Origin of the sequence: Mycobacterium sp. (assembly GCF_049647605.1) — a bacterium.
Lineage (GTDB): Bacteria > Actinomycetota > Actinomycetes > Mycobacteriales > Mycobacteriaceae > Mycobacterium.
In genome coordinates this window covers 63,005-76,281 of the sequence record NZ_JBARXZ010000046.1, presented here as the reverse complement: position 1 = coordinate 76,281, position 13,277 = coordinate 63,005, and the positions used below count along the sequence as shown (strand labels likewise).

General features: G+C 67.6%; 13 protein-coding genes and 1 riboswitch. Of the genes, 11 read left to right on the top strand and 2 right to left on the bottom strand.

Annotation, left to right across the window (positions count from 1 at the left end):
- Positions 1-1,092, bottom strand: coding sequence for a 3-deoxy-7-phosphoheptulonate synthase (locus WBB07_RS06485; protein WP_526305885.1), 1,092 nt, complete (start codon positions 1,090-1,092; stop codon positions 1-3).
- 240 nt (positions 1,093-1,332) lie between these two features.
- Between WBB07_RS06485 and WBB07_RS06480 the strand changes: the two genes are divergently transcribed.
- The 11 genes from WBB07_RS06480 to WBB07_RS06430 all read left to right on the top strand — a co-directional run bounded on the left by WBB07_RS06480 (position 1,333) and on the right by WBB07_RS06430 (position 11,435).
- Positions 1,333-1,905: a uridine kinase family protein gene (locus tag WBB07_RS06480; protein ID WP_526305883.1), complete on the top strand. Its 573-nt coding sequence runs from the start codon at positions 1,333-1,335 to the stop codon at positions 1,903-1,905.
- A 130-nt stretch (positions 1,906-2,035) separates the two neighbouring features.
- Positions 2,036-2,635, top strand: coding sequence for an ECF transporter S component (locus WBB07_RS06475; protein ID WP_526305881.1), 600 nt, complete (start codon positions 2,036-2,038; stop codon positions 2,633-2,635).
- Positions 2,632-4,095, top strand: a complete 1,464-nt coding sequence (locus tag WBB07_RS06470; protein ID WP_526305879.1) for an ABC transporter ATP-binding protein — start codon at positions 2,632-2,634, stop codon at positions 4,093-4,095. Before WBB07_RS06475 ends, WBB07_RS06470 begins: the two co-directional genes overlap by 4 nt.
- Positions 4,092-4,847, top strand: coding sequence for an energy-coupling factor transporter transmembrane component T family protein (locus WBB07_RS06465; protein WP_526305877.1), 756 nt, complete (start codon positions 4,092-4,094; stop codon positions 4,845-4,847). Before WBB07_RS06470 ends, WBB07_RS06465 begins: the two co-directional genes overlap by 4 nt.
- A gap of 82 nt (positions 4,848-4,929) precedes the next feature.
- A riboswitch (guanidine-III (ykkC-III) riboswitch) is annotated at positions 4,930-4,996 on the top strand.
- 15 nt (positions 4,997-5,011) lie between these two features.
- Positions 5,012-5,326 (top strand): DMT family transporter, encoded by a 315-nt coding sequence (locus tag WBB07_RS06460; RefSeq protein ID WP_526305875.1) that lies wholly within the window; start codon positions 5,012-5,014, stop codon positions 5,324-5,326.
- Between the two features lie 2 nt (positions 5,327-5,328).
- Complete coding sequence (locus WBB07_RS06455; RefSeq protein WP_526305873.1) at positions 5,329-5,682, top strand: DMT family transporter; 354 nt, start codon at positions 5,329-5,331, stop codon at positions 5,680-5,682.
- Positions 5,683-5,860: 178 nt separating this feature from the next.
- The gene (locus tag WBB07_RS06450; RefSeq protein ID WP_526305871.1) at positions 5,861-7,339 is read left to right on the top strand and encodes an aldehyde dehydrogenase family protein; all 1,479 of its coding nucleotides are present in this window, start codon (positions 5,861-5,863) and stop codon (positions 7,337-7,339) included.
- On the top strand, positions 7,339-8,706 hold the full coding sequence (locus WBB07_RS06445) for an MFS transporter (protein WP_526305869.1): 1,368 nt from the start codon (positions 7,339-7,341) through the stop codon (positions 8,704-8,706). Before WBB07_RS06450 ends, WBB07_RS06445 begins: the two co-directional genes overlap by 1 nt.
- Positions 8,703-9,893, top strand: a complete 1,191-nt coding sequence (locus WBB07_RS06440; RefSeq protein WP_526305867.1) for an FAD-dependent oxidoreductase — start codon at positions 8,703-8,705, stop codon at positions 9,891-9,893. Before WBB07_RS06445 ends, WBB07_RS06440 begins: the two co-directional genes overlap by 4 nt.
- Before the next feature lie 16 nt (positions 9,894-9,909).
- Positions 9,910-10,350: a cupin domain-containing protein gene (locus WBB07_RS06435; protein WP_526305865.1), complete on the top strand. Its 441-nt coding sequence runs from the start codon at positions 9,910-9,912 to the stop codon at positions 10,348-10,350.
- Between the two features lie 2 nt (positions 10,351-10,352).
- A complete protein-coding gene (locus WBB07_RS06430; protein ID WP_526305863.1) occupies positions 10,353-11,435 on the top strand; it encodes an NADH:flavin oxidoreductase/NADH oxidase in 1,083 nt (360 codons plus the stop codon).
- A gap of 16 nt (positions 11,436-11,451) precedes the next feature.
- Here the strand turns inward: WBB07_RS06430 and WBB07_RS06425 are convergent, their stop codons facing one another.
- Complete coding sequence (locus WBB07_RS06425) at positions 11,452-13,068, bottom strand: PucR family transcriptional regulator (protein WP_526305936.1); 1,617 nt, start codon at positions 13,066-13,068, stop codon at positions 11,452-11,454.
- Positions 13,069-13,277: the final 209 nt, after the last annotated feature.

Here is a 13,277-nt window from a genome sequence, read left to right as displayed (position 1 = left end):
TCAGCTCTGGGCGGCCCGCACCTTCGCCTGGTGCAGCAGCGCCAGCACATCGGCGGTGGTCGTGAAGTCCATGCACTTGTCGGTCACGGATTGGCCGTAGACGAGATCGGGCCCCACGGGTTGGGCGCCGGCGACCAGGAAGCTCTCCAGCATCAACCCGTTGATGTGCTGGTCGCCGTCGGCGATCCGGGCTGCCAGTTCACGTGCCACCTCGGCTTGGCGCACATGGTCTTTGCCCGAGTTCGCGTGCGAGCAGTCGACCATCACCTGTGCCGGCAATCCCGCGGCCGCCGCCGAGGCGACAGCCGCCGCCACGGAATCGCGATCATGATTCGGCCCCGACGAACCGCCGCGCAGGATCACATGACAGTCGGAGTTACCGGCCGTCTCGACCACCGAACCCCGCCCCTGTCCGTCGATACCGAAGAAGACGTGCTGCGCCGCAGCGGCTTTGATGCCATCGATGGCCGGCTGGATGTCGCCGTCGGTAGCGTTCTTGAACCCGACGGGCATCGACAGACCCGAAGCCAGCTGCCGGTGGACCTGGGATTCGGTGGTGCGGGCGCCGATCGCACCCCAGGCAACGACATCGGCGATGTAGTGAGGGCTGATCGGTTCCAGGAACTCGCATCCCACCGCCAATCCCAGCTCGGTGATGTCGAGCAGCAGTGCGCGGGCGGTCCGTAGGCCGCGTTCGACGTCGTAGCTGCCGTCCATACCGGGATCGTTGATGAGTCCCTTCCACCCGACGGTGGTGCGGGGCTTCTCGAAGTAGACGCGCATGACGATCTTGAGGCGGTCGGAGAACTCCTGCGCCAGTGGGGCCAGTCGGCGCGCGTAGTCGAGCGCGGCCTCGGTGTCGTGGACCGAGCACGGCCCCACCACCACGAGCAGCCGGTCGTCGTGGCCGGCGAGGATGCTCGCGATCTCGTCGCGGTCGCGCTGGACACGTGCTGCGGACTCCGGTGGCAGCGAGAACTCGGAACGGATCTGCTCGGGTGTGCTGACCGCTTTGAACGAGACGATCCGCCGGTCCGCCGTTTTGGTGATGTCGGTACCGGTGAGGTCGATGTCGCTATCGGTGAGGGTCACGGTTGCTTCCTGTTGTGGTGAACAGGGCCCCTACGTTGTCCGGCGCCCTGAAATGACAAAAGCAGCGACCGAATCGGTCACTGCTCGGGCTCCGGGTGGCGGTGGCGCAGTTCAGTGCGCTCTATCCAAGGCTCCACCCGGAGCCCAGATAAAGCGCCAATAGCTGCGCGCGCCGATGATCACGTCGGCCAGCATAGCCTGCCGCAAGCCGGGCAGCACACAGACCCATAATCGACAGCTATGACGGTGGATCTGGACGGCCTGGTGCATCTGGTCCTCGCCGCCGGATCCACCACGGTGTTGATCGACGGGCGGTCGGGGGCGGGTAAATCCACGCTGGCCGATCACCTGCAACAGTGCTGGGATTCCAGCACTGTGGTGCGCCTCGACGACATCTACCCCGGCTGGGACGGGTTGGCCTGGGCTGCGGCCCACGTCCATACCGCGCTGCTGCAGCCGCGCGCCGCGGGTCACCCCGGGCGGTGGCAGCAGTGGGACTGGGTGACGGGCACTCCCGCCGGGTGGCGGACCGTGGCTCCCGGGGCGCGGCTGATCCTGGAAGGTGTCGGTGCGCTGGCCGCCGGCAATCGCCCGCTGGCGGATATCGGGATCTGGGTCGACGCCCCCGATGACGTGCGCAAACATCAGGCCATGCAGCGCGACGGCGACACCTTCCGCCCGCACTGGGAGCGCTGGGCCGCTCAGGAGGAGCTCCTCATGGCCAGTGACGGCCCCCGGGAGGCCGCCGACTACCTAGCGACGGACACCGGACCCGGGCGAGCCTGGGCCTTCGTGCCCAACCACCCGGCCTAGCGTGGCCACCCCACCTGCTAGCTTGGACGCGAACACACACGGGAGTGCACACCGAGTGCGCTGAGAGGACGGCTGACCGGCTGTCGACCGTACGAACCTGACCGGGTAATGCCGGCGTAGGGAGAAGCACGTGAATTCCGCCCGTCCTGTGCTGCGCTGGCGCGTTGTCGACATCGTGGTCGCGAGTGTGCTGGCGGTGGCCGCCGGTCTGGTTTTCGTCCTGTGGAACGTGGCCTCCAATCCGGTGACCGCCCCGTTGAGCGCCCTGTTGCCGGGGCTGCAGGCACTGGCCGGTGGGGGTTGGCTCTTTGCCGGTGTGCTGACCGCGCTGGTCATCCGTAAACCGGGTGCGGCCCTCTACGGCGAGATGGTGGCCGCATCGGTGTCGGCGCTTGTCGGTAATCAGTGGGGCGTGCTGACCATCGAGTCCGGTCTGGTCCAGGGCCTGGGCGCCGAGCTGGTGTTTGCGGTGTTCCTGTACCGCCGGTGGAACCTGCCCGTTGCCGCTCTCGCCGGAGCGGCCGCAGGGCTGGCGCTGGCCATCAACGACCTGATCCTCTGGTATCCGGGTGCGGCGACGGCCTTCGCCGTGATCTACATCGGGTGCGCGGTGGTCTCCGGCGCCGTCATCGCCGGGGTGCTGTCCTGGTTTGTGGTCCGGGCGCTGGCGAAGACCGGTGCGCTCAGCCGATTCGCCTCGGGCCGGATCGCGAGTCCCACCCCTCGATGAGGCCGGCGTCAGCATCTGCGCCCGGCGGCGCCGAGGTGCTCGCCCGTGGCTGGGGCTGGCAGCATTCCGGCCAGAACCATTGGGCGCTCAGCGATCTCGATCTGGTGATCGAACCGGGCCAGCGGGTGCTCCTGCTCGGACCGTCCGGGTCGGGAAAGTCCACCCTGCTGCAAGGTCTTGCCGGACTGCTCGGCGGTTCCGAGGAGGGACAGGAGTCGGGAAGCCTGCTCGTCGACGGCGCCCCACCCGCGCAACGACGGGCCCGCATCGGAATGGTTCTCCAGGATCCGGACTCGCAGGTGATCCTGTCCCGGGTCGGCGACGACGTGGCGTTCGGGATGGAGAACTTCGGCGTCCCCCGCGAGAAGATCTGGCCGCGAGTCCAGGAGGCGTTGCGGTCCGTGGGTTTGGACTTGCCGAACAACCACGACACGGCACAGCTTTCGGGCGGACAGAAGCAGCGGCTGGCGCTGGCCGGGGTGCTGGCCATGAGCCCCGGGCTGATCCTGTTGGACGAACCCACCGCAAATCTCGATCCGGCCGGGGTCCTCGAGGTGCGCGACGCCGTGACCGCGGCGGCACAGCAGACCGGTGCCACGCTGGTGATCGTCGAGCATCGCACCAAGGTGTGGCTGCCGGTCATCGATCGGGTGGTTGTGCTGGGCGCCGAGGGGAGCATCGTCGCCGACGGGCAGGCGGAGCAGACGGTTCGCCAGGAGAGTGAACACCTGGCCCGATCAGGTATCTGGGTGCCCGACGCCCCCGTCCCCCACGTCGATCGCCATCGGCCCGCGGCCACCGCACCACTGTTGACGGCCACCGATCTGTCGGTGGGGTATCGGTTCGGTCCGGCGTTGGGCGGCGACCTCGACTTCACCATCGACGGGGGCCGCATCACCGCGGTCACCGGCCCCAACGGCTCCGGCAAGTCGACGCTGGCATTGACCCTCGGGGGGCTGCTGCCGCCTCGGGACGGCACCTTGGACGCAGAACCCGGTCTGGCACCGTCTCCCAAGAATCGCCGGCCGGACCGGTGGCGATCCAAAGAGCTACTCACCCGTATCGGCAGCGTTTTCCAGGATCCGGAACATCAATTCCTCGCCGCCACGGTCCGCGACGAGATCGCTCTGGGCCCGAGGGCCCTCAAACAGAGCCAGGCCCAGATCGATTCGCTGGTGGATACCTTGCTTGACCGGCTGCGGCTCACCCACCTCGCGGATCGCAGCCCGTACACCCTGTCCGGCGGCGAGAAGCGCCGGCTGTCGGTGGCGACCGTCCTGACAACACGGCCCGCCGTCGTCGTTCTCGATGAACCCACCTTCGGTCAGGATCTTCGCACCTGGACCGAACTCGTCGGCCTGCTCGCCGAAATCGCCGACGACGGAACCGCTGTCGTGGCGGTCACCCACGATGCCGAGTTCGTCGACCTCCTCGCCGACCACCGGATCGAGCTTCGATGAGATCGGTCGGCATCAACCCCGTCGCGAAGCTGATGACGGCAGGCGTGATCGCGTTCGCCCTGGTTCTCAGCGTCGACTGGGTCTCGGCACTCACCGCGTTGTTGCTGGAGATCCCGCTGTTCGTGGCGCTCGGAGTTCGGCTGCGGCCCTTCCTGGTTCGTGGCGCACTGATCGCTGTTGCTGCCGCGCTGACCGCTGTGACCAACCTTCTCTACGGCGAGTCCCGCGGCACCGTCCACTGGCATTTCCTGCTGATCAATGTCAGCGACGGCTCGATCGAACTGGCCGTGGCCATGTTCCTCCGTGTCCTGGCCATCGCGTTGCCCTCGGTGGTGCTGTTCCTCGATGTGCAACCGACAGAGCTGGCAGACGGGCTGGGCCAGGTCCTGCGCCTGCCGGCCCGGTTTGTCATCGGAGCTCTGGCCGGGTTACGACTCGTCGGCCTGCTGCGCCAGGACTGGCAGTACCTGGGCTATGCCCGCCGGGCCCGGGGCGTCGCCGACCACGGCCGGCTGCGCCGGGTCCTCGGTCAGGCGTTTGCCCTGCTGGTTTTTGCGCTACGTCGTGGGTCCAAGCTCGCCACCGCGATGGAGGCCCGGGGATTCGGGGCTTTTCCCAGCCGAACCTGGGCGCGGACTTCGACTTTCGGATGGCGCGAGCTGGCCCTCATCGCCGCCGGTGTCGGTATCGCGGGGGCGGCTGTCGCGGTGTCGATCAGCGTTGGCAGCTGGGCGTTCATCGGAAGTCGTTGAGCTGCGGCGACCTTCACGGCTGGGCGGTGAGATGTGTTACCACTGCGTGACAACGGCATCGTCGATTTGTATCGTTGACGGCGGGTCACCCGAAAACGGGTGATCGCGGACGAGGGAGCAGTACCCGCCTACGACAAGACTGACTCACTTGGAGAGTGATTGTCGTGGCGTGGCTTGTACTCGTTCTGGCCGGAGTTTTCGAAGCCGTGTGGGCTGTTGCGCTCGGCGCATCCGACGGCTTGCGCCGTCGAGGTCCGGTGATCGTCTATTTCGTGGCGCTTGTCGTCAGCCTCGCCGGGCTCGCCTACGCCATGACCACCCTGCCCACCGGCACCGCCTATGCGGTCTGGGTGGGTATCGGCGCGTCGTTGACGGTGCTGTGGAGTGTCTTCCGGGGCACCGAGCAGTTGACCGCGGTCAAGGGACTGATGCTGGTACTGCTGATCGGCAGCGTCGTCGGTTTGAAGTTGGTGAGCTGACCGTGGCCTGGATAGTCCTCATCCTGAGTGCGGTGTTCGAGGCCGTGTGGGCGACCGCGCTGGGATACACCCAGGGCTTGAGCATGGTGGTGCCCACCGTGGTGTTTGTCGTGACGTTCGCCATCAGCATGGTCGGTTTGGCATATGCGGCCAAACGCATTCCCATCGGCACCGCTTACGCCGTGTGGAGCGGCCTCGGAGCCGCCCTCACGGTGGCCTACGCAATCCTGACCGGCGATGAGGTTGCCTCGGTGTGGAGGATCGTCTTCCTGACCGGGATCGTGGCCGGCACCGTCGGCCTCAAGCTGGCGTCCGACAAGGCGCCGACTCGCTCCCCGCTACCGCCGCGTCGCTGACCCACTGACGCCCCGGCCGGGGCACATCACCTGGGAAAGGGACGGACTCAGTGTCGCCTGAGACATAGAATTCGGCCGAATAGTGTCTTTTTGAACATTGAATACTGCCTTCCGCTGTGACGACACTCATAGGCATGCCCCGTGAGTTCCGCTCTCACCTCAAGGAAGGACAGCACTCATGACCCAGGTCGCCGATGACGTCGCCACCGCCGCGGTGGGACAGCGCGCCATCATCAATCCCGCCACCGGCGCGGTGATCGACACCGTTCCCGAAGGGGGCGCCGCTGCCGTCGACGCAGCCGTCGCCACCGCGAAGGCAGCCTTCGAAACCGGTCCATGGCCGGCGATGACCCGCAGCGAACGGGCCCGGACGCTGCTGCGCATCGCCGACGCCATCGAAGCCGACGCCGAGCGGCTGTACACCCTCGAAGCACTCAACAACGGGCGCCCGATCACCGAGACCCGCGCCCAGCTGTCGCGGGTACCGGAATGGTTTCGCTACAACGCCGGCCTGCTGGCGGCACAACGCCCCGCCGTCCTGCCCTCTGACGGCCCACACCTGATCTACCAGCAGCGACTGCCGCTGGGGGTGTGCGGCATCATCACCCCGTTCAACCATCCCCTGCTGATCCTGGGTCGCAGCGTGTCCGCGGCGCTCGCCAACGGCAACACCGTCGTGGTCAAGCCCTCCGAGCTGACTCCGCTGACCACCCTCGCGCTGGCCGACATCATGGCCGGCGCCGGGCTGCCCAGTGGCGTCCTCAACGTGGTCACCGGAGCCCGGGAGGCCGGCGCCCGACTCACCGATCACCCCGACATCGCCAAGATCACCCTCACCGGCAGCACCGAGGCGGGGCGATCGGCCGCGCTGGCAACCGCCGCCCGATTCGCCCGGGTCACCACCGAACTCGGCGGCAAGACCCCGGTGGTGGTGTTCGATGACGTCGACCCGGTGGCGGCAGCCGAAGGGGCCGCCTTCGCCGCGTTTGTCGCCGCCGGTCAGTCGTGTGTCGCCGGCTCCCGGTTCCTGGTGCAGCGGGGCGTCTACGACGCCTTCGTCGCCGCCCTGTCGATGCGCGCCCGCGCCATCCGGATCGGTGACCCCACCGCACCCGACACCCAGATGGGCCCCCTGATCAGCGCCCGACAACGCGACAAGGTGCGTGACCTGATCAACGTCGGGGTTGCCGAAGGGGCCCGGCTCATCGCCGGTGGCGGTGTGCCCGAGCTGCCGGATGCTTTGCAGGACGGCTTCTTTCTGCAGCCGACGGTGTTGGCGGATGCCTCCATCGACATGACCGTGGCCCTCGAGGAAATCTTTGGACCGGTCGCCGTCGTCCTGCCGTTCGACGACGAAGAGGACGCCATTCGGAAGGCCAACGACAACCGCTACGGCCTCGGTGCCGGGGTATGGACCCTCGACATCGGCCGCGCACACCGCGTCGCCGGTCGCATCGTCGCCGGCATGGTCTGGATCAACGACCACCATCGGCTCGAACCGTCGCTGCCCTGGGGCGGGGTCAAGGAATCCGGCACCGGCAAGGACGCCGGGGCGGAATCGTTCGACGACTTCTCCTGGATCAAGACCATCGTGGTGCGGACCGCCGTCGATCCCGTCGACTGGTACGGCGGCCGCGAGCAGGGACGGCTGAACTGATGAACGCCGCACCGAACACCGGGTGGCGCACCGAGATCACCCGAATCCAGTGGCTGGTGCTGGCCGGCACCACGCTGGGTTGGGGACTGGACGGCTTCGCCGCCAGCCTCTACATCCTGGTGCTGGGCCCCACCATGGGAGAACTGCTGCCCAACAGCGGAATCGACGTCGACTCCGCGGCCATCGGTTACTACGGCGGACTGACGGTAGCGCTGTTCCTGCTCGGCTGGGCCGTCGGCGGCATCCTGTTCGGCATGCTGGCCGACTACTTCGGCCGCACCAAGGTGCTGTCCGTGGGAATCCTCACCTATGCCGTCTTCAGCGCGCTGGCCGCTTTCTCTGAAACCTGGTGGCAGCTGGGCCTGTTGCGTTTCATCGCGGGCGTCGGCTCAGGGGTGGAGGCGCCGGTGGGCGCGGCTCTGATCGCCGAAACCTGGCGCAACCGTTACCGCGCCCGGGCCGGCGGCATCATGATGGCGGGCTACGCCGGCGGCTTCTTCGCCGCGGCTTTGGCCTACGCGCTGCTGGGGCAGTACGGCTGGCGGCCGATGCTGCTGCTGGCCGGACTGCCCGCACTGCTGGTGTGGTTCATCCGCCGCTATGTCCCCGAGCCACCGGAGGTCGAAGCCGTCATGGCGGCCCGCCGCAACCGGAAACGCGACGGCGCCATCAACTCTGGAGACCGGTTTGTGCTCCGCCGACTGTTTGCACCCCCACTGCTGCACCCGATGCTGGTCTGCACCACGCTGGCCACCGGCGCGCTGATCGCGTTCTGGAGTGTCAGCACCTGGTACCCGCAGATCATTCGTGGTCTGAGCGCCCTGGAGGGTCTGCCGCGCGAGATGGCCGATCACCGGGTGGCGATGGCGGCGATGGCATTCAACGCCGGCGGCATCATCGGCTACGCGTCCTGGGGATTCCTGGCCGACGCGATCGGACGCCGTAAGTGTTTCATGGTGAGCTTCGCGGTGTCGGCGACCTCGGTTGCCTGGGCGTTCCCCTTCGAGCGCAGCTACACCGAGCTGCTGATCGCCATGCCGTTCCTCGGTTTTGGTCTCTTCGGAGCATTGTCGGGGACCTTCATCTACGGCCCCGAGTTGTTCCCGCCCAGTGTGCGTGCCACCGCATTGGCCACATGCAACAGTTTCGGCCGGTTCGTGACGGCACTGGGCCCGCTCACCGCCGGCGCCATCGCCACCTCGTGGTTCGGCGGCAATCTCGGGCTGGCCACCGCCTCGGTCGCCGCGCTGGGCCTGGTCGCGGTGATCGGACTCGCTTTCGCCCGCGAGACCCGAGGACAACCACTGCCTGCCGACCCCATCACGGAATCAACCACCGCTCCCCACAACGAGAAGAGCCCGTCGTGAGCGTTTACAGCCAAGCCTCCGCCATCGTCATCGGCGGTTCGATCGGGGGCCTCACCACCGCGCTGCTGCTGCGCGACCTCGGCTTCACCGTGGACGTCTACGAGCGGACGCCGACCGCACTCGACGGTCGGGGCAGCGGAATCGTCCTGCAACCAGACACCGTTCGCTGGTTCACCGAACGCAGCAGCCAGAGCCTCGACGACCTGAGCACCTCCACCAACTTCGTCCAGTACCTGGACCGCACCGGCGAAGTGGTGTTCCGGGAGCAGTGCACCTGGACCTACACGTCGTGGGGCACCTTCTACCGGGCCTTGCTCGCAGATTTCGGCGACGAGCACTACCACTACGGCGAGTACGCCTGCGGTTTCGAGCAGACCGACTCCGGCGCGACCATCCGTTTTGTCAGCGGCACCACTGCCACCGCCGATCTGGTGGTGTTCGCCGATGGCGTCACCTCGGTGGCCCGCGAACGCTTCGACGCGGCAGCTAGTCTGCGCTACGCCGGTTACATCGGCTGGCGCGGCACGGTGGCCCTGCGTGAACTCAGCACCACGGCTCGCGACGTCCTGACCGATGCCATCACCTATGACGTCATCCCGCACTCCCACATCACCATGTATCCGATCCCCGGTGAGGGCAGCCTCGCGCTGGACGACAGACTGATGAACTACGTCTGGTATCGCAACGTGCCGGCCGGGCCGGATCTCACCGAAATGCTGATCGACAAGCGGGGATTCCCGGGCACGGTATCCGTACATCCCGGGCAGGTCCAGGACCGCTACGTCGCCGAGATGAAAGCGGACGCAGCGGCACTGCTGGCCCCCGCAGTGGCCGAGGTGGTCACCGCCACCGCGCAGCCCTATCTGCAGGTCCTCTCCGATGTTCGCGCCACCCGGATGGCTCACGGTCGAGTGGCCCTGATCGGTGATGCCGCCTGCGCGTCGCGGCCACACGCGGCGGCCGGTACCGCAAAAGCCGCCGCCGACGGCTGGGCATTGGCAGCGGCTCTCGACGAGGCCGGTGGGGACATCGCCGCGGCTCTGACCAAATGGGAACCGGCCCAACTGCAGCTGAGCGACTCTCTGCTGCGCCGGGTCGTCGCAATGGGCGAACGCTCCCAATTCCACAACACCTGGACACCGGGTGATCCGGACCTGCGATTCGGCCTGTACGGACCCGGCAACTAACCCGAAAGGAAAAACCATGACCGACAACAACTTCCTGACAGATCTCCCGCTGGCGGGCGATCTGGTCGCCACCGACTTCGAGGGCTGGCCGGACTGGCTCAAGAGCGAGTTCACCGAACACGCACTCGACGGCGAAGTCGGCTCCCGGCTGCTCAGCGAGAACTCCCGGGTCCGAGTGTGGGAGATCCGGCTCGCCCCCGGCGAACGCTGGCACGCGCATCGCCATGTCCTGGACTACTTCTGGACCGCGGTCAACGCCGGGCGCAGTCGTCAGCACACCCACGACGGCACCGTCCGCGAGGTGTCCTACCAGGCCGGCGAGACCCGGCACTTCCATTTCGGTCCCGGGGAGTACCTGCTGCACGATATCGAGAACATCGGCGACACCGAACTGGTCTTCTCCACCGTCGAACACCTCGACAGCAACAACGCCCCGCTCCCCCTGGGCCGGAGCTGACCGTGGCCCACCTGTTCACTCCACTGACCCTGCGCGCGGTGACTTTTGCGCACCGAGCCTGGATGTCACCGATGATGCAGTTCTCCGGCGTGCCGTCCGGGTCTCAGGAGGGCTCTCCCACCGACTGGCACCTGCAGCACCTGGGCTCGCGCGCCGTGGCCGGCGCGGCACTGGTGATGGTGGAGGCCACCGCCGTCGCCCCGGTGGGACGCAGCAGCGTCTACGACCTCGGCCTGTGGAGTGAGCAGCAGGCCAACGGCTTTCGCCGGATCATCGAATGTGTGACCGCCGCGGGCTCGGTGCCGGGAATCCAATTGGTGCACGCCGGCCGTAAAGGCTCCACCGGACGACCGTGGGACGACGCGGACGGGGTCCGCTGGCCCACCGTCGGCCCCAGCGTGGAGCCGTTCGGCCGGCTCCCCGCACCGGACGCCTTGACCCTCTCCGAGATCGCCGAGATCGTCGAAGCTTTTGCCGCGTCGACCCGCCGCGCCGCCGCGGCCGGATTCCAGGTGCTCGAACTGCACGGCGCACACGGCTATCTCATCCACCAGTTCCTGTCGCCGTACTCGAACACCCGTACCGACCACTACGGCGGCACATTGGAGAACCGCCTCAGGTTTGCCCTCGAAGTTGTTGCCGCCGTGCGACACAACTGGCCGGCCGAGCTTCCGCTGTTCTTCCGGGCGTCGGCCACCGACTGGCTCGGCGGTGACACCGACGACAAGCGGCCGGGGTGGACGGTCGCCGACACCGTGGTGCTGGCACAGCGGCTCAAGGCTCTCGGCGTGGACCTGATGGATGTCTCGACCGGCGGTTCGGCACCGGATGCCCAGATTCCGGTGGGCCCCGGCTATCAGGTTCCGTTTGCCGCCCGGATTCGCAAAGAGGTCGAGATCCCCACCAGTGCAGTAGGTCTGATCACCGAGGCAAGCCAAGCCGACGACCTCATCGCCGGAGAACAGGCCGATGCGGTGTTCCTGGGCCGGGCGCTCCTGCGCAACCCGGCCTGGATCCGGCAGGCCGCCGACCAGCTGGGCGCCACCCTCGGTTACCCACCGCAGTACAGTCGCGCGTTCGGCTAGCGCGAGGTTTCGCAGGTCAGGCCGGGGGGTGGCGCTCGGCAACCGCCAGTTGCAGCTCCAGCAACAGCCGGTCGGCCTGGTCCGCGAGACTGATTCCGAGGAGTTCCTCCACCCGGCGCAGTCGGTAGCGCAACGTGTTGGGGTGGACGTTGACGGCCGCCGCGGCTTGTCGCACATCACCGTGTGCCTGCAGGTAGGCATGCACACTTGCCCGCAACCATGCGCCGTGATCACTGTCGTAGTCCTCGAGCGCCTGCAGTCTCGGGTCGGTGAGCTCGGGGTGCCGCCCGATGAGTTCGAGGATCTCCCCCAGCAGCACCCTGGTGAGCGACTCGGCCAGGGTGCTCACCCGGTCTTCCGGGAAGGTGATCGCCGTGGCGTCCAGAACTCGGTCCACCTCGGCGCGTGCCACGGCGACCCGGGCCAGATCCGCCAGCGGAGAGACGATCGCCGCCCGCACCACCAGCGAGCGTTTCTTCTCGAGTTGGTCGACGAACTGGCGCGCCCAGGTGGCCACTCCGTGCGGTGTCCGGTACTGCGGGAACAACACGTAGGCCCGGCCACCGATGATCGTTGTCACCGCATCGTGACGAAATGAACTGGCGTGCAGCCTGAGTAAGCTGCCGAGGGCGGCAAGATCCCCCTCGCCTCCGGCGTCGCCATGCTGCAGGGCAAACCCCACCACAGCGGACGGCCCGTGGGAGTCGATGTCCAATGCTGCAGCGACGGTGGGGATGTCGACTCCCCCGCCGTACGCGCCGAAGAGCCGCTGGACCAACACACCTTCGGTGGTGGGTGCGTGTATCGCCCGTGAGATCAGCCGCGCGGCCACCGCCGAGGCACCGCGGAGCACCTCGGCCGCATCGGGATGCAATGTTGTCGCCCCCTGCTGCAACCAGATCGAGCCGAGGAGCCCGCGAGCCGAAGACGGGGCCCGTTGCGCCCGGATCCCGACCACCAACCGACGGCGGATCCCAAGCTCGTCGTGGGCGGGCACATCGACAACATCGCCGGTTTCCCGGATCCGGTCGAACACCCCCCACTTCTGCAGCACTCGCAGATATTCATGCGGCCCTTCCCTTCCCAGGATGGACAGCATCCGCAGTTCGTCGGCCGAGTCGTCGGACGCGGAGTAGGCCAGCACCTTGGACTGCGCGTCCTCGATGGACACCATGCCGCCGGCGTTGACGGCCACCGCCTGGGCGAGATCGAAGAGATCGGTGTCGGCACGGAGCAGCCCGGCGTCGTCGGCGGGGCTGCCGGTGGACCGTTGGGCACGCGACAGGATGTGCAGCACCAGGCCGAACACGTGATCCCAGCGGGCTTTCGGGTGCACCGCGGCCAACGCGACGCCGGCCCGCCGTGCGGCCACTCGCACGCCGCCGGACTCGGCGACCTTGGTCATCACCGCGGCGGGGCGCTGGCGGGCGTTGCGGTCGGCTACCCCGTCCAGCCACCGGATGGTCTCGGTTTCCGAGACTCCGACCAGCACATACACATCGGGTAGCGGGGTCGGCGGCGTCACCTCGGCCGCCAGGTCGACGGCGTCCACCAGTGCGGCCGACCCCACCGGAACGACATCACCGGCCGGTGCCTCGACGAGCTCGACCACCGCCGTGTCCAGGGCGGTCATCAGCTCGCGCAGCGTCAGTCGCCCCGGAACCTGGACACCCTCGGCTTCGGAGTTGTCATCGACACCGTGATCGCCGAAGTCGCTCACTTGGCGAACTGTACAACGAACTAAACCTGCGTTTGTGCGATTGGCTGATTGATCACCGGGTCGGTGGGTGTTGACTGGCGATCACCCGGTTCGCGGCGCGCTGGCCGCCTGAATGTCCGAGG

Excerpts from the sequence above, each read along its gene's own strand:
- WBB07_RS06470 (WP_526305879.1), top strand. The coding sequence starts at position 2,632 with ATGAGGCCGGCGTCAGCATCTGCGCCCGGCGGCGCCGAGGTGCTCGCC.
- WBB07_RS06480 (WP_526305883.1), top strand. The coding sequence starts at position 1,333 with ATGACGGTGGATCTGGACGGCCTGGTGCATCTGGTCCTCGCCGCCGGA.
- WBB07_RS06425 (WP_526305936.1), bottom strand. The coding sequence starts at position 13,068 with ATGACCGCCCTGGACACGGCGGTGGTCGAGCTCGTCGAGGCACCGGCC.
- WBB07_RS06445 (WP_526305869.1), top strand. The coding sequence starts at position 7,339 with ATGAACGCCGCACCGAACACCGGGTGGCGCACCGAGATCACCCGAATC.
- WBB07_RS06450 (WP_526305871.1), top strand. The coding sequence starts at position 5,861 with ATGACCCAGGTCGCCGATGACGTCGCCACCGCCGCGGTGGGACAGCGC.
- WBB07_RS06435 (WP_526305865.1), top strand. The coding sequence starts at position 9,910 with ATGACCGACAACAACTTCCTGACAGATCTCCCGCTGGCGGGCGATCTG.
- WBB07_RS06465 (WP_526305877.1), top strand. The coding sequence starts at position 4,092 with ATGAGATCGGTCGGCATCAACCCCGTCGCGAAGCTGATGACGGCAGGC.